We start from the raw sequence: 19,654 nt of genomic DNA, 5'->3' as shown, positions 1-19,654 counted from the left end.
ATGATAATTTACACTTAATATTAATTCCAGCCTCCGCCTAATGCTCTATAAGTGTTAACAGCCGCATTCAATTGTTTCATGCGAGTTTCGATTAATTCCATTCTGGCTTCAAGTACATCTCGTTGAGTTAACAATACCTCCATGTAATCTGCACGTGCAGCTTTGAAAAGTTTTAGCGAAATATCTGTTGACCTTGTCAGGGCTTCCACTTGATTATTTTTCATTGCATAATTCTTCTCAAGATTATTAATGTTTGCCAACTGATTTGTAACCTCGATAAATGCATTTAAAACCGTCTTTTCATAATCGTAAACTGCTTGAATCTGCTTGGCATTCGCATTTTTATAAGTTGCTGTAATTGAATTTTTATTTACTAATGGACCAGCCAAATCTCCAGCTAATGACATAATCAAAGATTGTGGCAAATTCGCTAATAAAAGTGGGTTAAACGAACGAAAACCTAATGATGCAGAAAGCCCCAACGAAGGATAAAAATTAGCTTTTGCAACACTTACATTCAATTTAGCAGCTTGAATACCTAATTCTGCACGACGAATATCGGGGCGTTTTTCCAATAACTGTGCAGGTAATCCAACGGAAATTTTCGTAGGTACCATTGAAGCAAATTGTTGTGAACTTCTTTGAATTGGTCGTGGGAAACGTCCAACTAAAAAATTTATTCGATTTTCGGTTTCAACTATTTTCTGCTGAATTTCAAATTGAAGACTTTGAGTCTTAAAAACCTCAGCTTCAAATCTTTGAACAGCCAATTCTGTAACTTTTGCTGCTTCTTTTTCTTGTTTGATAATCAATAAAGCCGAATTTAATATTTCGATGTTTTTCTTGACAATATCTAATTGATTATCAAGTGCTAACAATTCGTAATAAGAATTAGCAATTTCAGCAACTAAGTTGGTCACCAGAAAGTTTTTTCCTTCAATTGTTCCTAAATAATTGGCGGCAGATGCTTTTTGAGCGTTACGCAATTTATGCCAAATATCTACCTCCCAGCTAGCAAAAGCCCCAAAATAAGAATCAGGAAGAACAACTGGAGTTCGTTTTCCGGGCTTAATTTCAGTAATTTCATCACTTGCACCCTTACTCGTATAGCGTGAAACTTTATCAAAACCCGTTCCGCCCCCTAATCTTACAAATGGAAGGTACTCCCCTCTTCGTGCCATGATTTCATTTTTCGACATCTCAATTTCTTGCATTGTAATATTCAGCTCCTGATTATTTAGCAGTGCTGTGTCTATCAATGCATTTAGATATGGGTCATTGAAAAAATCCTTCCATTTTAGTTTCGCAGAATTGGTAGAATCCTGTGAAGCTGCATAATTAGGCAATGATTTATTTTCTATTTTGCCAATTATGGCCGGTGTTTTACAAGAGTCGAGAACTATTGCTGAAACGGCCAAAGCAATAAACAGAAGTTTCTTTTTTATGTTATTTCGTATCATCTTCGTCGTTTCGGTTTAATAATTTTCTCAATCTTTCATTCGCTTTTCTGATATTTTTCAAAATCTTACCGCGTTCTTCACTTGATTCCACAAACCTTTCAGATAATGGTTCTTCGTCCTCGTCTTTAATTAGATGTTTACCATCGGATAAACTTCCAAATATGTAATACAGACCTGGAATTATCATTACGCCGAAAATTGTACCGAAAAGCATTCCACCCATAGCTGAGCCACCGATTGTTTTATTACCAATTGCACCAGCACCATGAGAAATAACCAAAGGAATTAGACCTGCTACGAAAGCAAAAGATGTCATTAAAATTGGTCGGAAACGAACTTTAGCTCCTTCAATGGCAGCATCAAAAATCGACATACCTTTTTGTCGTTGTTGAACGGCAAACTCCACAATCAATACGGCATTTTTCCCTAAAAGACCAACTAACATGATAAGACCTACTTGAGCATAAACATCATTGGCCATACCCATCGCTTTTAGCAAGAAGAAAGACCCAAATACCCCAACAGGTAGCGAGAAAATTACAGCCATAGGTAATAAGAAGCTTTCATATTGAGCCGCCAAAACGAAATAAACAAATATCAAAACGACAGCAAAAACATAAATTGATTCGTTTCCTCGTTTGGCTTCATCATATGATAAACCTTCCCAAGCAATATCATAACCTTTTGGAAGTGTTTTTGATACTTCTTGAATAGCCTTGATTGCATCGGCAGTGGTATAACCTTTCGCTGGTTGTCCTTGAATTGACGATGAGTTGTACATATTATACCTCGTAATCTCGTTTGGGCCCTGTTTTTTCACTAATTTCATGAATGCTGAATAAGGCACCATTTCGCCATTATCGTTTTTTACAAACATATTCATAATATCAGAAGGAAGACGTCGGAATTCTGGTGATGACTGAACATAGACCTTAAAGAAACGGCCAAAACGAATGAAACCCTGTTCATAAGTACTACCAATCATGATATTAAGATTCTCCATTGCTTTTCCAATGGATACCCCCTTTTGCATGGCCACATTATTATCAATCTCTAATTCATATTGAGGATAATTCGCGGCAAAGAAAGTAAATAAACCAGTCAACTCTTTACGCTTACCTAAAGCAGCCATAAAGTCTTTGTTTACCTTATCGAATTCTTGATAATCAGTTGTATTATTCTTATCAAGCATACGCATTGAAAAACCTGCTGAAGAACCAAAACCGGGTACGGCAGGTGGCTCGAAATACTCTACAACTGCCCCTAAATCTTTAGTTTTTTCTTCTAATTCTTCGATAATTTCATGTACTCCTCTTTCTCTTTCAGACCAGTTTTTCAAGTTAATCAAACAAGTACCAGCATTCGAACCACGACCTTCGGTCATGATTTCGTATCCTGCCAATGAAGAAACCGATTCAACGCCTTCTACTTTTTTACAAATTTCTTGTAATTCTCTTGAAACTGCATTTGTTCTTTCAAGTGTTGAACCCGGTGGTGTTTGAATAATGGCATAAATTGTACCTTGGTCTTCACTTGGAATAAATCCCGCTGGTAAGATTTTGTTTTCGAAGATAATTCCAACACTAAAAGCAACTAATATTAAGAACGTGAGCAATCGTTTATTAACAATGAACTTCAAAACACTCACATAACGACCTGTTAACTTTTCAAAACCTTTGTTGAATTGGTCAATGAGCCAATCAATTGGAGATTTTTTCTTTGGTTTTCCATGATTATTTTTAAGAATCATGGCACAAAGTACTGGGGTGAGCGTAAGAGCAACAACAGCCGAAAGTATGATAGAACTCGCCATCGTAATTGAAAACTGCCGATAGAAAGTACCCACAGGACCTGACATAAAGGCAATTGGTAAGAACACAGACACCATTACGAGCGTAATTGCAATGATAGCTCCACTGATTTCGCCCATCACTTTTCTAACAGCATTATATGGAGAAAGATGCTCTTCTTCCATTTTGGCATGAACGGCCTCAACAACCACAATCGCATCATCAACCACAATACCAATAGCCAAAACCAATGCAAAAAGTGTGATAAGATTTATAGAAAGCCCAAACATTTGCATCACGAAAAATGCACCAATTAATGACACCGGTACGGCAATGATTGGAATAAGTGTCGAACGCCAGTCGCCTAAGAAAAGGAAAACAACCAAAGCTACCAAAATAAAGGCATCACGTAAGGTATGAAGTACTTGCTCAATTGAGGCATCCAAAAATTTCGATACATCATAACTCAACTTATATTCAACTCCGGGAGGGAAAGTTGCTTTTAACTCCTCCATTTTATCTTTTACTTGTTGAATTACTTCACTCGCATTACTACCCACATTTTGTTTCAATACAATCGCTGCCGAAGGATGACCATCAAGGTTAGAATAAATATCAAAAAATTCACTGCCAAGTTCTACTTTGGCAACATCTTTCAATCGAATACTTTCACCAGCAGGATTTGCTCGCAGAATCACATTTTCATACTCTTCGGGTTTATTGTAGCGGCCTTTGTATGTCAAAACGTATTCTAAAGATTGAGCCGCTATACCAGAACTTTGACCAATACGACCCGGGCGACCAATAATACTTTGCTCTGCCAATGCTTTCATTACATCTTCAGCCGAAATATTATAGGCACGCATACGGTCTGGATTTAACCAAACCCTCATCGCAAATTGGCGACTACCCAAAATTTGCGTTCTTGCTACCCCATTGATACGGTTAATTTCGGGTAAAAGGTTTACGTTAGCGTAGTTATACAAAAACTTTTCATCGAAATTCTTACTTGTTCCATAGAGATTAATGTACATCAACATACTTGGTTGGATTGGTGTAATCACAACCCCTTCACGTTGTACTAACTCTGGTAACAAAGGCATTACTTGGTCAACCCTTGTTTTTACCCTAATAACCGCCTGATTAGGGTCGGTACCCGGTTCAAAAATTACACGAAGCGTTGCTTCACCCGCACTTGTTGCATCGGTGGCGAGGTATCTCATTCCCTGAACACCATTGATGGCATTTTCGAGGGTTACGAGTGTAGATTTAACGAGAACGTCAGCACTTGACCCTGGGTAAGCAATAAAGATATTGACTGTTGTAGGGGCAATTTCTGGAAACTGCGAAGTTGGCAGTTGCTTGATGGCTAAAGTACCAGTAAAAACTATCAATACCGAAATAACGATAGCCAATACAGGTCGTTTGATGATATTACTAAACATATATTTCTTTTGTTTCGGTGGATAAAAACTATTCAGCGTAAAGACTTAAGTGTGAAATTACCTGTGAAGGTTCTTCAAACTTGTACTCTATCTTTTGGTTTTCTTTTACTTTTCTTAAACCTTCCAAAAGAATCTTGTCGCCAGTAGATAGACCAGAAGAAATAGCATATAAATGCGGCATTTCAGCGGCAATCGTTACGGGGCGAGAACGCACAATATTGTCTTTATCAATTACATACACATACGTTTTATCGAGTACCTCAAAAGTAGCTTTTTGTGGAATAAGCAATGCATTTTTCACAGGAACTGTTACTTGAATATTACCTGTTTCACCATGTCTTAATAGTCCTTCTGGATTGGGGAACGTTGCTCTAAAGGCGATATTTCCTGTTTCATTATCAAACTCTCCTTCAATGGTTTCTACAATACCCGGAAACTTAAACAATTCATTATTAGCCATTTTGAGCGATACTTTTTGCATTCCACCATCACTTTTTGCATGGGTTTTAAAGTTTAAATACTGTGCTTCTGGCACATTGAAATAAACCCACATTTTGCTATTATCTGATAAAGTTGTAAGTAAATCACCTTCATCAACCAAACTACCTTTTCTTACACGAAGGCGGTCCATGATTCCATCAAATGGTGCTCGAATTTCAGTAAATCCCAAATGCACTTTCGTTAGAGCCAATTCAGCAAGAGCTTTGTCTAGTTTTGCTTTGGCCAGAGCTAATTCATTTGCTGAAACAATATTTCCATCAGCCAATGATTTGGTGTTTTTATATTCAATTTCTGCATAATTTGCTTCCGCTTCCGCTTTTTTCATTTCTGCTTGATAGAGGTTTGGCATAATCTGGAACATTAATTGTCCTTTTTTCACAAACTTACCTTCATCTACAAAAATGCCTTGTAAATAACCCTTCTCAAGGGCACGTAACTCGATATTATTAATTGATCGAATTTGGCAAACATAGTCGGTAGTGACAACAGTATCTTTGCGGATGGGAGAAGTAACTAGAAGTTTGGCATCTTCTTTCTTTTCCTCTTTTTCTTCTGACTTACAACTCGCATTAAAAAGCAAGACAGTCAAACCTAAAAACATGAGTGATTTTTTCATAATTATTCTTCTTCGGATTTAAAATTTATAATTGTCGAAGAGCTATTAAAATATAGGCAAAGCGTTGCCATTGAGGCCGAAAAGCCTATTTTAAAGCTTGTTTTTTTGCGTTTGATATACTGTTTGAATGTAGAGTTCTGTAAAAGCAGCAGAATGATTTACCTCAAACAGGTTCGAAATTTGATTTAATTGTATTGATGTCTTTTATAAGCAATTTTGCTTTCAAAAAACTAAAATCATAGTAAATAGGCACAGTTTAAAATAAACCTTTTATGGCCTTTATGATTTTTTTTAAATAAATAATAGTAGGTAAATTTTGATTGTAAGCCTAATAGGCAAATGGAAGGTTTTTTGGTATAATTATTTTCTTGTGTGGGATATGTTTTTTTATTTGTTTCCGCATCTTCGGCTATTTCTTCTAAATAAAAGAAAAGATTATAAAAAGAAATAGCTGTTTTGAGGGTTAGTGCAAAAGTCTTAGTTAAACCACTCAAAGGCAAAACAATTGAGTTTCTTTTGTGAGGTGATAGAGTCGGACTAATATTTCTTTTAAACTCATCCGCTCGACAACTGGCACCCATTAAAAGAATACACAAAAAAAGAAGATATTTCAAAATTGTGTTACCCATTTATTTTTACAAAAATATTCAACGATGGCTTTCCAAATAAGTATATCGTCTTAAAATTTGATTAAAACTATCCCCAAAGTCGATGATTAAAGGTATTGTAATACAATTAATTATCATTAAAATTGGGGTATAAGAATCGAGTTACTAATTTCAGTAACCCGAATCTAAAATAAATAAACAAACAATAATTATTGAATAAGTGCTTGATATAAAGTCAATTGGTTTTCAGTCACAATTGGCGTATTTGCCTCAACTCCTGAATAAATAAAGGTTTTATCACCAACTACTTTGTAAATCGAAATAGGTTTTACAGCCAATTTTCCTGACTCTTTTACAACCACAAAATTCTGATTATTATCAAAAACCACAGCCTTGCTAGGCACAGCAAGACGTTGCTCAGAACCACCATATTCAACTATAATATTCGTAAACATTTCTGGTTTTAACTGAAAATCTTTGTTCATCAATTGAATTCGTACCTTTTCAGTTTTATTCATCGGGTCAAGCGTATTGAAAATTTTATCAATCTTGCCTGTATATACTTTATCAGGAAAAGAGATAGTAGTAATTTTTGCTTCTTGCCCTAAATGCACCTTTGCAATATCTGATTCATATACATTTGCCATGACCCAAACACGGTCAAGGTTGCTAATTGTAAATAAATTTTCGGGGTCATCTCCACGCAGTTCCATGCCCGTAGCTGCGGTTTTTTCAACAATAAATCCATTAGTCGGAGCTTTAACTACATACAACATTCCTTTAGCACCTAAGATACTCTTTCTTTCTGCCACCCTATTTACTTCTGCTTTTGCAGTTTCTACACCCTCTTTGGCTGCAACTAATTCTTTTTGAGATGAAAGGCCAGACTTTGTCATATCTTCAGAAACTTGAAGATTTTTTTGTGCAACCGATAAATTACTTTTGGCAGAAATTGCTTGTTGCTCCAAATCGGCTAAATCTCCACTTCTAATCACCGCTAAAACTTGTCCTTTTTGCACATAATCGCCTAATTCGACTTTAACCTCCTCGATGTGTCCACCTACTAAAGGAAAAACTTTCACAACACCATCTTGGTCAAAGGTAATTTTGCCAGTTAAATTTAAAACCTGATTTACAGTTTTTACTTCTGCATTGATAGTTTTTAAATTTTTATAAGTTTCTGCATCTAAACTGACTTGCTTTTGAGCTGCTTCCTTAGAATCTTGTTTGGTCTGCCCTTCTCCACAACCAGTCATTGCAGTGGAAAAAATCGATACAATCGATAGCCCCAGAAACAATAATCTCAATGAATTTTTCATGTTATTTTATTTTTAAATATATAATTTCGATAAAAATTAGTTCAAAATTGCTTTACCAACCGTAAAGTTTAGATTTTCAAAGGCAGATACTCTATCGTTTTGCAGTTGATTATATTGCAAAATTGTTTGTTTATAAGAGTCAAAAAAATCTATAAACTCAACAACTGTAATGTTTTGTTTTCGATAATTATCTAATACTCCAGCGATAAGTTTAGAAAAATCGTCACTAAACTTACTGTCAATTGATTTAGCAACTGTATCTGCTTGACGTGCTTTATAGAAAGCATTTTGAACATCTTTTTCTACTTTCAACTGATACGATTCTTGTAATTTGTCAGCTTCTTGTATTCTTATTTGAGCGGCTTGAATATTTCCTTGGTTTTTATTAAAAACAGGTAGGTTCATGCTAACGCCAAGTCCTAAATAATTTTGAACAAAACTACCATTTCGGTCATATGTCATTTGAAAAGTCAAATCTGGTTTTTTATTAGCCATTTGGAATTCCAAATTACGCTCTTCAATTTTTCTTTGTGTCAATGCACCTTTCAAATCAAATCTATTTTCCGAAGCAATATTTATTAAATCACTGATTGTCAGCTTATTAAAGTCAACATTCGTAAAAACTGATTCAACCACTGGTTCGATAGTATACTGTTTTTTTGAACCAAGCAAATAACCTAAATCTCTTTCGTCATCAAATTTTTGTTGAATCAATGATTGCTTTTCAGTATTCAGTGAAACCAAATAAGCTTTTAATCGAGCTAAATCTTTTAAAGGGACATTTCCACGATTAAATTGCTCTTGATAAGCATTTAAGGTCTGTTGGAGCGTTGATATTTCTTGTTCATAAACTACCAATGCCTGATTGGTAAAATATAAATCATAGAAAGTGGCATGTAATTGATACTGAAGATTTCTGATTAATTCTCTAAAGCTATTTTCAGCTTGTTCGGTATTTGCTTGAGCAAGAGAAATGGCCTTCTGGCGTTTTTGGGCAACTTGAACGAGGTATTGAAATTGAATAATTTGCTCCGCATTATTTTTTTTTAAACCTCCTAACTCCTTGTTTTGTGTATTGTAAGGCATGTGCTCAAAATATAGACTCGGATTGGGTCTCAAACCAGCTTGTAATTCGTATGCTCTACCTTCGGAAATTCCCAATTTAGCAGCCACTAACTGAAGATTTTCCTTGAAAAAATCATCTTCAGCTTGCTTTAAAGTCAGCTTCAACGTATCACTTTGTGCAGAAACTCTAAATCCCAGTAATAGTAAAACAAAAATCAATTTCTTCATCACATTCATTTATTTTGATGATGTAAAATTGTTTTTTGAATATCAAGTAGATTTTAAAGGAAGATTAAAAAAGGGTTAAAAGAAGTATTATGGAAAAAAGAAGTTTTGAATTATCAAATAGACTAACCTTAAACTAAATAAAAAAAGCTGATAAACTTAAATTTACCAGCCCTTTTAGCATCATAATTAATAATTATCATATATTATTCCCACTCAATGGTTGCTGGTGGTTTCGAACTAATATCATACACTACCCTATTGACTCCCTTCACTTTATTGATAATTTCGTTAGAAACATCAGCTAAAAACTCATAAGGTAAATGTGCCCAATCGGCAGTCATTCCATCTATACTCGTTACAGCTCTAAGGGCAACAACTCTTTCATAAGTACGTTCATCACCCATTACTCCTACACTTTGTACTGGAAGCAACATTGCACCTGCTTGCCATACTTTATCATACAGTCCAGAACTTTTCAGACCATTGATAAAAATGGCATCAACTTCTTGTAAAATTTGTACTTTCTCAGCAGTTACATCGCCTAAAATCCTAATTCCTAAACCTGGTCCTGGGAAAGGATGACGTCCTAAAATATTTTGAGGAATATCTAAAGCTTTACCTACTTCTCTAACACCATCTTTGAAAAGTAATCTCAATGGTTCAACTACCTGCAATTTCATAAAGTCAGGTAAACCACCCACGTTATGATGCGATTTGATAGTTACTGAAGGGCCTTTGACCGAAACTGACTCAATTACATCAGGATAGATTGTTCCTTGACCTAACCATTTTGCTCCTTCAATTTTATGAGATTCGGTATCAAAAACATCAATGAATGTTTTTCCAATAGCTTTTCGTTTAGCTTCAGGGTCTGTTAAACCTTTCAATGCTTCATAAAATCTATCTTTCGCATCAACACCCACGACATTTAACCCCAAACCTTTATATGAATCAAGCACCTCTTCAAATTCACCTTTACGAAGCAAACCATTATCAACGAATATGCAATATAGATTTTTTCCGATTGCGTGGTGAATTAAAGTTGCTGCTACCGATGAATCAACACCACCAGATAGACCCATAATTACTTTATCATCGCCTAATTTTTCACGTAAATCTTTGATTGTTTCTTCTACAAATGAATCGGGCGTCCAAGACTGAGAACATTCACAGATATCCACCACAAAGTTTTTAATAATTGTTTTTCCCAAAACTGTATGTGTCACTTCTGGGTGAAACTGAATACCATAAACTGGTTTTTCCTTTATTTTAAAAGCTGCAACTTTTACTGTATCAGTAGAAGCAATAATATCCGCATCTTTAGGAGGCTGTGCAATGGTATCACTGTGCGACATCCAAACTTGAGTATCATCAGCCACGTCCTTAAATAAAGCGTAACGATTATCTACTTTATTCAAAATTGTGCGTCCATATTCTCTAATTGAAGAGGGAGCCACTTCGCCACCGCCAGTTTGAGCCATCATTTGTGCTCCATAACAAACACCCAAAACAGGAAGCGTTTTGGCAAATTCTTGCCAATCAACAATCGGAGCATCTTCATCTCTTACTGAACACGGACTCCCTGAAAGAATAACACCTTTAATTTCGGGTGTAATAGCGGGAATTTTATTGAAAGGGTGTATTTCACAATACACATTTAGTTCTCTAACTCGACGGGCAATAAGCTGGGTAAATTGCGAGCCAAAATCAAGAATAAGGATTTGTTCGGTCATGATTACATTTCTAAAATACAAAATTAGGAGAAAAAGCCTTTGCTTGCAAACAAAGTTTCTTTCTCCTACCAACTATTATGGTCTTTTATATGAAACGAATAGAGTTTTAGAACTGAAAATAGATAAATTGGGCAGGTTGGTCGAAAACGCCAAGCAGGAAAAAGGCAATCATGAAAGCATAATATATTATCCATCTTTTTGGAGTAGAATAACTTGAAATGATTGCTCGGATACTTTTATCTCTTTGAATATAATGAATCATTTCCATGAAGATTATTAAGCATAAAGCAATAATAAATTCAACGATGGTAAAGCCTAAAAAAACATTTTGAGATAAATATTGATAAGTCAAGAACTCATGCCAAGTTGGAAGATTCGTAAATAAATGTGTAATCAAATGCCAACATTGACTTTGTTCAAGGTAATTTCCTCTGAAAAATATCCATGCAAAAGCAACTAATAAAAACGTAATGAAAGCTTGAATACTTTTATGAAGCATTGGAATTCGCTCAATTCCAGTTATTTTGTAGAAAAACTCCCTTGGTTTCTTTGTCAATCGGGCAAAAATCAAATAAAATCCGTGTAATGCTCCCCAAATAATAAAGTTCCAATTGGCTCCATGCCACAAACCACTCACTGCAAAAACCAAAAATTGGTTGAAATTTTGTCGAGTTTTGCTAACCCGATTACCACCTAATGGGATATACAAATAATCACGGAACCACGTTGAAAGTGATATATGCCATCTTCTCCAAAACTCAGAAATACTTTTAGAGAAATACGGACGGTCGAAATTCTTCATGAGTTTAAAACCCATCACTTCGGCAGTACCAAGAGCAATATCTGAATACCCAGAGAAATCGCAGAAAATTTGAAAGGTAAAGAAAAACGTAGCTACGATGATTGGAATTCCTTCATATTCCATCGGACTATTATAAACTTTATCGGCAAATAGAGCTAATCGATCGGCAATGACTACTTTTTTAAAAAGCCCCCAAGCCATTAGTTTTAAGCCGCTCGTAACTCTTGCATAATCAAAAGTCATCCTTTCATAGAATTGATGCAAGACATTTTGTGGTCGTTCAATTGGCCCCGCCACCAACTGTGGGTAAAACATTACATAAAGTGCATATATACCAAAATGTCTTTCAGCCTTTTGATTGCCACGATATACTTCAATTGTATAACTCATCGCTTGAAAAGTATGAAAAGATAAGCCAATAGGTAAAATAAAATCAAGTAATTTAAAATGAGCGATATTGGCCTGTGCTAAGGCAAAAATGGCAAAGTTTGTATATTTAAAAAATGCCAAAACCCCAATATTTGCCACCAAACTCATAATCAAGTAAAGCCTCTTTTGCTTTCCTTGTGCATTTTCAATCCAAATCCCAGCATAGTAATCAACTACAATCGTAAAGCCTAAAATCAAAAGATATTCAGGCTTAAAAACCATATAAAATACACAACTTGCTGCCAAAAGCCACCACCATCTATTATTATGCTTCAACAAAAAATAAATAATCGTAACAATGGGAAAAAACAATAAAAATTCAATTGAATTAAAAATCATATTTTTATCAGAGAATAAAGTCTTCAAATGGAAGTACTTTATGATGCTTTTATTTCTTTCTTAATAGCTGAATAATTTTTCCGGTTCGAATATCTCCGCCTTTTTGTGTTAGGTGATAGGCCATATCATGATAAAGCGAATCTGCAAAAACAAAATCAGTGGGTTTACCTAAAATTGGAAAAACGGCTAAAGAATCATACTCTTTTTTATATTTTTCAATAATTGGTTTATCTAAAGCATAATTTTCCTCCGAATAAGTTGGATAGACAAAATATACCTCTACTCCCCTTGCTTTCATTGTTTTATAGAATAAATTCATATCTTGAATTGATTCTTTTAAACTCATTTTATCACTCAAAATTGCCCTTGGGATAGTTTTAAATCTTGGATTATTATAATGACTTACTAAATCTCCATATTGATTGGCCGCCCCTCTAAAAAACACACTGGTGGTATCGTTAATTGAATAATCAATTTTATTTTGTTTGATTAATCGCTCTAAACCAACCCTAAAAACTTTGATTCTCAACAAACTGTAAGCCCTTATTCTTTCAAAAATATCATCATATTCAATCCATTCATGTGCTTTTGGGAAATATCGAGCCATCAACATTTGTTCACTGATATTTCCTTTACTCTCAATGATATATTCAAAACCCATAATTACTGTATCACCTTTCTTTAATTCTGATTCTAATTGCTTTAGCATAAACTTCGAGCCATAATTATAATGAATAGCCATGTTTACAACAGGCTTTTTCAGAGAGTCTGCTAATAATTTACTATTGATTCCATAAGCAAAATTAGAACCAGCTATCAAAACAACTTTTGGAGATGGTGTTTCTTGAAGAATTTTATATTTATCAATAATAATTGCATTGTAGGATGTTTCAAAGTCGTGTTTTTTGTAAGGGTCAAAATAGAAAAATGCCTCAATAGTTCCCCATGAAAGGGCAGATAATACAATTACTTTAATTAAAAAGATTTTTATATTCATATAAATTAATGTACAAAAACAAATTAAATCATTTTTTGATGAGTATTTTTAATAAAATTGACCCCAAAATTTCAATGTTTGGTTCAAAAAATGATAGTTTTGTAAAATATCAGATTTTAAATTATAATGAATTTACCAAGGTTTATTGCTCAAAGAATTCAAAAAACCAACACAACCACATTTACTTCAACAGTTACAAAGATTGGGATATCAAGTATTGCAATTGGCTTGGCTGTGATGATTATTTCATTTAGTATCTTGATTGGCTTCAAAAAAACCATCAAAGAAAAACTTTTTAGTTTGAGTTCTCACATTCAAGTTAGCAAAATTACGCTGAATCAATCGTTTGAGGAAACGCCTTTGACAATAAATACAAAATTTCATCAAAATTACAGAAAAATCCCCGAAATCAGGCATCTTCAGGTAGTTGCTAATAAAGCTGGTTTATTAAAATCAACAGAAGAACACGCTGGTATTGTGATAAAAGGCGTTGGAAAAGACTATGACTGGGATACTTTTAATGAAAATTTGGTCGAAGGTAGAAAAATAAATTTTAAGGATACAACCTATTCTGATGAGATAATTATCAGTAAAAAAATAGCTAATCAGCTAAAAATCAAACTTTCTGAGGAAGTACGTATTTACTTTATTCAAAATCCTCCACGAATTAGAAAAGTAAAAGTAGTTGGTATTTATGAAACAGGTTTGGAAGAATTTGATAAAAACTTCATTCTAGGAGATTTAGCATTAATTCAGAAAATGAATGATTGGAATAATCAAACAGTGGGTCATTATGAAATTTTTATCAAAAATTTTGACCAATTAGATGCTACCGCCAAACAAGTTTTTGATGAAATAGACCAAGACATGCAAATATTAAGAGTTACCGATATGTTTCCAGCCATTTTTGATTGGCTTAGCCTCATGGACAGAAATATTATCGTGATTATTGGACTAATTTTGTTAGTTGCTAGTTTTAATATGATTTCTGTCTTGCTGGTAATGATGATGGAGCGAACACCAATGATTGGTTTATTAAAAGCATTAGGTTCTGATAATGCCAAAATTCGAAAGATATTTATTTACAATGGTCTAACAATCATTATCAAAGGAATGGCATATGGAAATATCATTGGTTTAGGGTTCTGTTTTCTGCAAAAAGAATTCAAAATTATTCCCTTAGATTCCGAAAGCTATTATATGAGTTTTGTTCCAATTTCTATTGATTGGCTAACAGTTTTATGGCTAAATGTTGTAACGGTTATACTAGTTTGGGCAGTTATTACCATTCCAACATTTGTAGTTTCAAAAATGAAATTAGTTGAATCACTCAAATTCAAAAGCTAGTTATTTTCGAACCAATAAAAAAGGGACTTTGCTTTCGCAAAGTCCCTTTTTTTGTATCTCTTTATTAAGCATTTGCTCTTGTATTATCTTTAAAAACGAGAACAAAAAGTACTAATACTACTGCAGCAATGGCCGCAGGTACCATCCAAACTGATGTCCAATCGTGCGTACTTACTTCGCCTACTTTTGTTGTATACTTATCTAAAACTTTGCCAGAAAGGATAGAACCAATACCCATACCAATTCCGTAAGTGGCTAAAGTAATTAAACCTTGAGCTGAGTTCTTAATTTTTTCACCCGCTTTGTTATCTGTATAAATTTGTCCGGTAACAAAGAAGAAGTCATAACATACACCGTGAAGAACAATCGCTAAATAAAGCATCCATGCAGATGAAATTCCATCTCCATAACCAAAACAAATAAAGCGTACAATCCAAGCAATTAAGCCAACTATCAACATTTTCTTGATTCCAAATTTACTTAAAGCAAAAGGAATAAGAAGCATAAAACCAACTTCAGAAACCTGACCAAGAGACATCTTATTTTCAACGTTTGTCATATTTGATTCTGTCAATGATAAATTGGCGTGAGCATAGTAGAATGAAAGCGGAATACAAACTAAAATTGAACAAATAAAGAAAATCAAAAACGAACGGTCTTTGAATAATACAAACGCATCTGTACCTAATATCTCGCCGATAGAAGTTGCTTTAGTTGCTTTTGGAGGTGTATTTGGAAGCGTAAATGCAAAAACCGCCCAAGCAATTGAAGTAAACATAGCAATTTGGAAGATTGTTACCTTATCGCCTACACCATAGAAACCAATAATATTTGTAATGACAATCCAAGCAATTGTACCAACTACTCTTATCGAAGGAAATTCTTTTTCAGGATTTTCCATTTGATTCATCGCAATGGAATTTGAAAGTGCTAAATTTGGTGCGAAAGTTATCGTGTAAGCCAAAATATACCAGAAGAATACATCTGGGTCTTTAGTTTGAATTAAAAAATATAGAATTATTGCCCCAATAATATTTAAAACACCCATCACTTTTTGAGCAGAAAAGAAGCGGTCTGCAATCATACCCATAAAGAATGGTGCAACAATCGAAGCGATAGAGAATGTCGCATAAGCCCCTCCTATTTGGTCGCCTGTTGCATTCAAAGATGTAAATAAATATTTTCCCATTTGGCCATACCAAGCTCCCCAAGTACAAAACATGAGAAACATCATCAACATTAATTTAATTCGTGTTAGAGGTGTCATAGTGTTTAAAAAATAGATTATATGATTGTTAAGTTTTATTTAGATTATCCCCAAATTTTTGTACCTTCTGTGCAGTTTTTACACATTTCTATCTCCGAACGTGCTGTTGTAAGCGATTTCCTAAAATGCTGATAAGGAGCACTTTGCCAAATATCTTTGAATGATTTAGCTTTTAAATCTCCCATTCTGTATTCTGCATCTTTATCAAAACAACAAGGAACAACCAAACCATCCCAAGTAATTACACATGAATGCCACATTTTCCAACAATGGTCAAGTAGCTTATTCTTGATTTTATACTGCCCCTCTCCTCTGTCTTCGTATCTTGAATATCTATCAATCGTTGGAATTAAGGGCGAGCCATTTTCGTAATCATAAATTTGTGCTGTTTTAAAAGCTACTTCATCAACACCAATTTCTTTGGCTAATTGCTTTACATCTTCAATTTGATGCTCATTGGGTTTAACTACCAAAAATTGAAAAATAATGTGTGGCGTTTTTGACTTTAACTCTTTTTTCCAATGCACAATCTTTTTAGTTCCTTCAATAACTTTATCTAAATTTCCACCAACTCTGTATTGTTCATAAACATCTTGGGTTGTTCCATCAATTGAAATAATCATTCTATCCAAACCCGATTCAATAGTTTTTTTTGCCAAAGTATCTGTTAAATAATGTGCATTAGTGGAAGTAGCAGTATAAATGCCTTTTTGGGAAGCATATTTAACTAATTCTAAGAATTTCGGATGTAAATATGGCTCTCCTTGAAAATAGAAAATCAAATATAGTAGTGTTTCTGAAAGTTCGTCAATGGTTTGCTTAAAAAGATTTTCAGGAAGCATACCCGTTGGACGAGTAAAGCTCCTTAGTCCGCTCGGACATTCTGGACAACGAAGATTACATGAAGTAGTTGGCTCAATAGAAATTGCAATCGGTAAGCCTCTATGAATTGGTCGTCCTGTAACTTTTGATTCAAGATAACTACCCACATTTTTCAAAGCATTCCAAGCTCTCGGCCAAGTAACTTTAGAGAAAAAATTTAATCCATCTTGAATATTTCTATTCATTATAAATGTGGGTTTAGGTATTAAAAGTATATTTTAAAATGATAATACTATTCATTATCATTTCGCATATTCAAAATTGCATTACGACCCTAAATTTAGTCAAAAATCGAATATTTTTAATTGTTTCCAACTAAATATCCTTGAATTGTTTGTAGATTTTTTTCAGTCGTTCATCTTTCTCAGCATCTGTAATCTCCTTAATTATGGCTTTTACTTCCTTATTATCACTGATTAGATTTAAGGTTTGCATTCCTGCAAAACGAACATACCATTGAGAATCATTTTGTGCAATTTGTTTTAAAAGAGGTACACTTTTCAATTGAATTTCGGTAGAAGATTTCACTAAATAAGTACCAAAAATTCCTAATACTTGGTATAAATCATTTCCTTTCATTTGTTTTAAATGAATCATAAACCAATCGAATCGCAGAGGTGAAGCCTCCTCAGCAAAATAATTGGCAACCGCAGCAAAAATATTGGGGTCAGTTGAAGTCTCAAATTTTAAAACCAACTCTAAAGCATCGACAGGCTTAGTAGCCAAAAGTGCCTCAATAGCCGCCGCTTGCACTGTATATGAACTATCGTTGAGTGCCTCTCTAAAAAGCTTATCATTATGAGAATTTTGGAAGCCTTTCATAGCTAAAATTGCATCCGCACGTACATACGAACGCTCATCGTGAATAACTCTATATTGTAAAGCTCTTTCTACTTCAAGGAAATCCTCGCCATCATAATCGAAGAGTTTTTGAACGGCAAATTGTCTTACTCGCCAGAATTTATCCTTAGTTGCATCAATCAACAATTGTCTAATTTTCTTGTCGGCTGCAGGATAATAGAAAGTTGTATCTTCTTCTGGAATAAAAGTCAATGAATCAAGTACATTAAGCTTTGAAATTGTATTTGCTGAATTATAAAATTGATAAATCAACTCATCCTTCGACTTTGGGTGCTCTATTTTACCAACCAAGATATTTTCGGGGTCTAAGAGCACCATTTTTGGAGAAAAACTAGCAGCAATTTCAAAACTTTGTTGTTTCTTATCAATCACAATTTCTTTAACGAACTCCTCACCTTCTGTTTTTACGAAAACTTTCAATGGAATACGATAGATTGGTGTATAGGTGGTGTCTTGAATTTGTTTGATATTCAACAATATTTTGCCTTCTTTGTAATCATGTGAAACCTTTAAAATAGGATGACCTGGCTTCAAAAACCACTGTTCAAAAAACCAATGCAAGTCCTGACCTGTCACATTTTCAAATACAATTCTTAAATCTTCTATTTCGGCAGTCTTGTAGGAATATTGTAAAAGATACTGCTTTAAAGCTTCAAAAAAAGCCTCATCACCAACAACATTTCGGAGCATGTGTAAAATTCTCCCACCCTTTGCGTAAGAATGTGAATCAAACATATCTTCTTTGTCATTATATTGGAATCTGATGAGTGGCTCTTGTTTTTCTTTAGATTCATCTAAATATTGATTTAGTGCAATAAACGACACTAAATCGCCTTCATCTTTCCCATACTTATAGTTTGCCCACAAATATTCAGCATAATTAGCAAAAGCTTCATTTAATGGTAAATTTGCCCAAGATTCGCAAGTAACTAAATCTCCGAACCAATGATGAAAAAGTTCATGGGCAATCACCCCATCATCATTGTCATCAACCAATTGGTGATTATCCTTTTGAATAAACTCACCGTGAATCGTGGCTGTTGTATTCTCCATTGCTCCAGAAACGTAATCACGGACAGCCATTTGAGCATATTTTTCCCACTGAAATTTTACTCCTAGGAGTTTTTCAAAATACCGAATCATTTCTGGAGTTCGACCAAAAATATTCATTGCGTATTTTTCAAATTTGGGTTCTACAAAGTAGCTAACTTCAAAATCCTTAAAATTGGGGTCAATAATCTTCTTAAAATCGCCAACTGCAATCATTGTCAAATAAGGAGCGGCAGGTTTTGATTGTTTCCAATAGTCAGTGCGAGTGCCATCTGAATTCAGTTTGGATGAAATTAACTTACCATTGGAAAGTGTAGTAAACTTAGATTCTACCGTCAAGAAAATATCTTGGGTCATTTTCTGATTTGGCGAATCTATGGTAGGAAACCAACAAGAATTAGCTTCTGTTTCACCTTGTGTCCAGATTTGTTGAGGTTTATCTAATTCTGTACCTAAAGGATTAATAAAATAGAGGCCTTTATCTGAAGTTATTGCCTCACTTCCTCCAGTAGGCAACTCATTTGGCTTAGCAATGTATGTTATTTGTAATGAAAATGTATCCTTTCGAGTGTAAACTTGAGCTAAATCTACTTTTAAAACTAATTTGTTATATTCAAATTTAAGAGGCTTGTTGTTCTGTGTAACTTCCTTAATTTCAAAGCCTTTAGCATCTAAACTTACTTGTGTTTGTGGGTAAAAGTGAGGTTTTAATGTAATGGTTGCTTTTCCCAAAAGCCATTGATTTTTCCAGTCTGGTTTAAGCTCAAGTTTTGTATGAACCAAATCAACTTCTTTCGTACGTGAAGGATTATACTGACCCTTAGTTGGAGCTAAAATGGTGTTTTCTTGGGCAAAAACGCTGATACCCCAACAAAAAAACACAAAACTTAAAAAAAACCTCATACCTTTTTCTTC

Annotated in this window: 13 protein-coding genes; 1 reads left to right on the top strand and 12 read right to left on the bottom strand. The window is 34.3% G+C overall.

Annotated elements, in window-relative coordinates; genetic code table 11:
• Positions 1–20 precede the first annotated feature (20 nt).
• The 9 genes from A6M55_RS06785 to A6M55_RS06745 form a co-directional block, all read right to left on the bottom strand.
• Complete coding sequence (locus A6M55_RS06785) at positions 21–1,460, bottom strand: TolC family protein (RefSeq protein ID WP_197491674.1); 1,440 nt, start codon at positions 1,458–1,460, stop codon at positions 21–23.
• Positions 1,447–4,695: an efflux RND transporter permease subunit gene (locus A6M55_RS06780; RefSeq protein WP_064196989.1), complete on the bottom strand. Its 3,249-nt coding sequence runs from the start codon at positions 4,693–4,695 to the stop codon at positions 1,447–1,449. The genes A6M55_RS06785 and A6M55_RS06780 overlap by 14 nt, the downstream gene beginning before the upstream one ends.
• A 28-nt stretch (positions 4,696–4,723) precedes the next feature.
• Positions 4,724–5,812 (bottom strand): efflux RND transporter periplasmic adaptor subunit, encoded by a 1,089-nt coding sequence (locus tag A6M55_RS06775; protein WP_064196988.1) that lies wholly within the window; start codon positions 5,810–5,812, stop codon positions 4,724–4,726.
• Positions 5,813–6,048: 236 nt separating this feature from the next.
• A complete protein-coding gene (locus tag A6M55_RS06770) occupies positions 6,049–6,426 on the bottom strand; it encodes a hypothetical protein (RefSeq protein ID WP_156510994.1) in 378 nt (125 codons plus the stop codon).
• 203 nt (positions 6,427–6,629) lie between these two features.
• The gene (locus A6M55_RS06765; RefSeq protein ID WP_015030593.1) at positions 6,630–7,739 is read right to left on the bottom strand and encodes an efflux RND transporter periplasmic adaptor subunit; all 1,110 of its coding nucleotides are present in this window, start codon (positions 7,737–7,739) and stop codon (positions 6,630–6,632) included.
• Between the two features lie 36 nt (positions 7,740–7,775).
• Positions 7,776–9,032: a TolC family protein gene (locus A6M55_RS06760; RefSeq protein ID WP_197491673.1), complete on the bottom strand. Its 1,257-nt coding sequence runs from the start codon at positions 9,030–9,032 to the stop codon at positions 7,776–7,778.
• A 203-nt stretch (positions 9,033–9,235) separates the two neighbouring features.
• Complete coding sequence (gene guaA / locus A6M55_RS06755) at positions 9,236–10,765, bottom strand: glutamine-hydrolyzing GMP synthase (RefSeq protein ID WP_064196985.1); 1,530 nt, start codon at positions 10,763–10,765, stop codon at positions 9,236–9,238.
• A gap of 106 nt (positions 10,766–10,871) precedes the next feature.
• On the bottom strand, positions 10,872–12,335 hold the full coding sequence (locus A6M55_RS06750; protein WP_064196984.1) for an MBOAT family protein: 1,464 nt from the start codon (positions 12,333–12,335) through the stop codon (positions 10,872–10,874).
• 49 nt (positions 12,336–12,384) lie between these two features.
• Positions 12,385–13,332 carry a hypothetical protein gene (locus A6M55_RS06745; protein ID WP_064196983.1) on the bottom strand — a complete coding sequence of 316 codons (948 nt, stop codon included), beginning with the start codon at positions 13,330–13,332 and terminating at the stop codon, positions 12,385–12,387.
• A 126-nt stretch (positions 13,333–13,458) separates the two neighbouring features.
• Here A6M55_RS06745 and A6M55_RS06740 point away from each other — a divergent pair, with 126 nt between their 5' ends.
• Positions 13,459–14,679, top strand: coding sequence for an FtsX-like permease family protein (locus A6M55_RS06740; RefSeq protein ID WP_064196982.1), 1,221 nt, complete (start codon positions 13,459–13,461; stop codon positions 14,677–14,679).
• Between the two features lie 64 nt (positions 14,680–14,743).
• Here the strand turns inward: A6M55_RS06740 and A6M55_RS06735 are convergent, their stop codons facing one another.
• The 3 genes from A6M55_RS06735 to A6M55_RS06725 all read right to left on the bottom strand — a co-directional run bounded on the left by A6M55_RS06735 (position 14,744) and on the right by A6M55_RS06725 (position 19,642).
• A complete protein-coding gene (locus A6M55_RS06735) occupies positions 14,744–15,946 on the bottom strand; it encodes a nucleoside permease (protein WP_064196981.1) in 1,203 nt (400 codons plus the stop codon).
• Between the two features lie 44 nt (positions 15,947–15,990).
• Complete coding sequence (locus tag A6M55_RS06730; RefSeq protein WP_064196980.1) at positions 15,991–17,013, bottom strand: radical SAM/SPASM domain-containing protein; 1,023 nt, start codon at positions 17,011–17,013, stop codon at positions 15,991–15,993.
• Between the two features lie 130 nt (positions 17,014–17,143).
• Positions 17,144–19,642, bottom strand: a complete 2,499-nt coding sequence (locus A6M55_RS06725; protein WP_229235486.1) for a M1 family metallopeptidase — start codon at positions 19,640–19,642, stop codon at positions 17,144–17,146.
• Positions 19,643–19,654 lie beyond the last annotated feature (12 nt).

The organism is Emticicia sp. MM (assembly GCF_001649495.1).
Note: the sequence above shows the minus strand (reverse complement) of the source record. Positions and strands in the feature narration are given on the sequence as shown.

What these genes read in the sequence shown, in the direction of transcription:
- A6M55_RS06765 (WP_015030593.1), bottom strand. Translation starts at nt 7,739, where the DNA reads ATGAAAAATTCATTGAGATTATTGTTTCTGGGGCTATCGATTGTATCG.
- A6M55_RS06760 (WP_197491673.1), bottom strand. Translation starts at nt 9,032, where the DNA reads ATGAAGAAATTGATTTTTGTTTTACTATTACTGGGATTTAGAGTTTCT.
- A6M55_RS06745 (WP_064196983.1), bottom strand. Translation starts at nt 13,332, where the DNA reads ATGAATATAAAAATCTTTTTAATTAAAGTAATTGTATTATCTGCCCTT.
- A6M55_RS06785 (WP_197491674.1), bottom strand. Translation starts at nt 1,460, where the DNA reads ATGATACGAAATAACATAAAAAAGAAACTTCTGTTTATTGCTTTGGCC.
- A6M55_RS06740 (WP_064196982.1), top strand. Translation starts at nt 13,459, where the DNA reads ATGAATTTACCAAGGTTTATTGCTCAAAGAATTCAAAAAACCAACACA.
- A6M55_RS06730 (WP_064196980.1), bottom strand. Translation starts at nt 17,013, where the DNA reads ATGAATAGAAATATTCAAGATGGATTAAATTTTTTCTCTAAAGTTACT.
- A6M55_RS06735 (WP_064196981.1), bottom strand. Translation starts at nt 15,946, where the DNA reads ATGACACCTCTAACACGAATTAAATTAATGTTGATGATGTTTCTCATG.
- A6M55_RS06725 (WP_229235486.1), bottom strand. Translation starts at nt 19,642, where the DNA reads ATGAGGTTTTTTTTAAGTTTTGTGTTTTTTTGTTGGGGTATCAGCGTT.
- guaA (WP_064196985.1), bottom strand. Translation starts at nt 10,765, where the DNA reads ATGACCGAACAAATCCTTATTCTTGATTTTGGCTCGCAATTTACCCAG.
- A6M55_RS06780 (WP_064196989.1), bottom strand. Translation starts at nt 4,695, where the DNA reads ATGTTTAGTAATATCATCAAACGACCTGTATTGGCTATCGTTATTTCG.
- A6M55_RS06750 (WP_064196984.1), bottom strand. Translation starts at nt 12,335, where the DNA reads ATGATTTTTAATTCAATTGAATTTTTATTGTTTTTTCCCATTGTTACG.
- A6M55_RS06775 (WP_064196988.1), bottom strand. Translation starts at nt 5,812, where the DNA reads ATGAAAAAATCACTCATGTTTTTAGGTTTGACTGTCTTGCTTTTTAAT.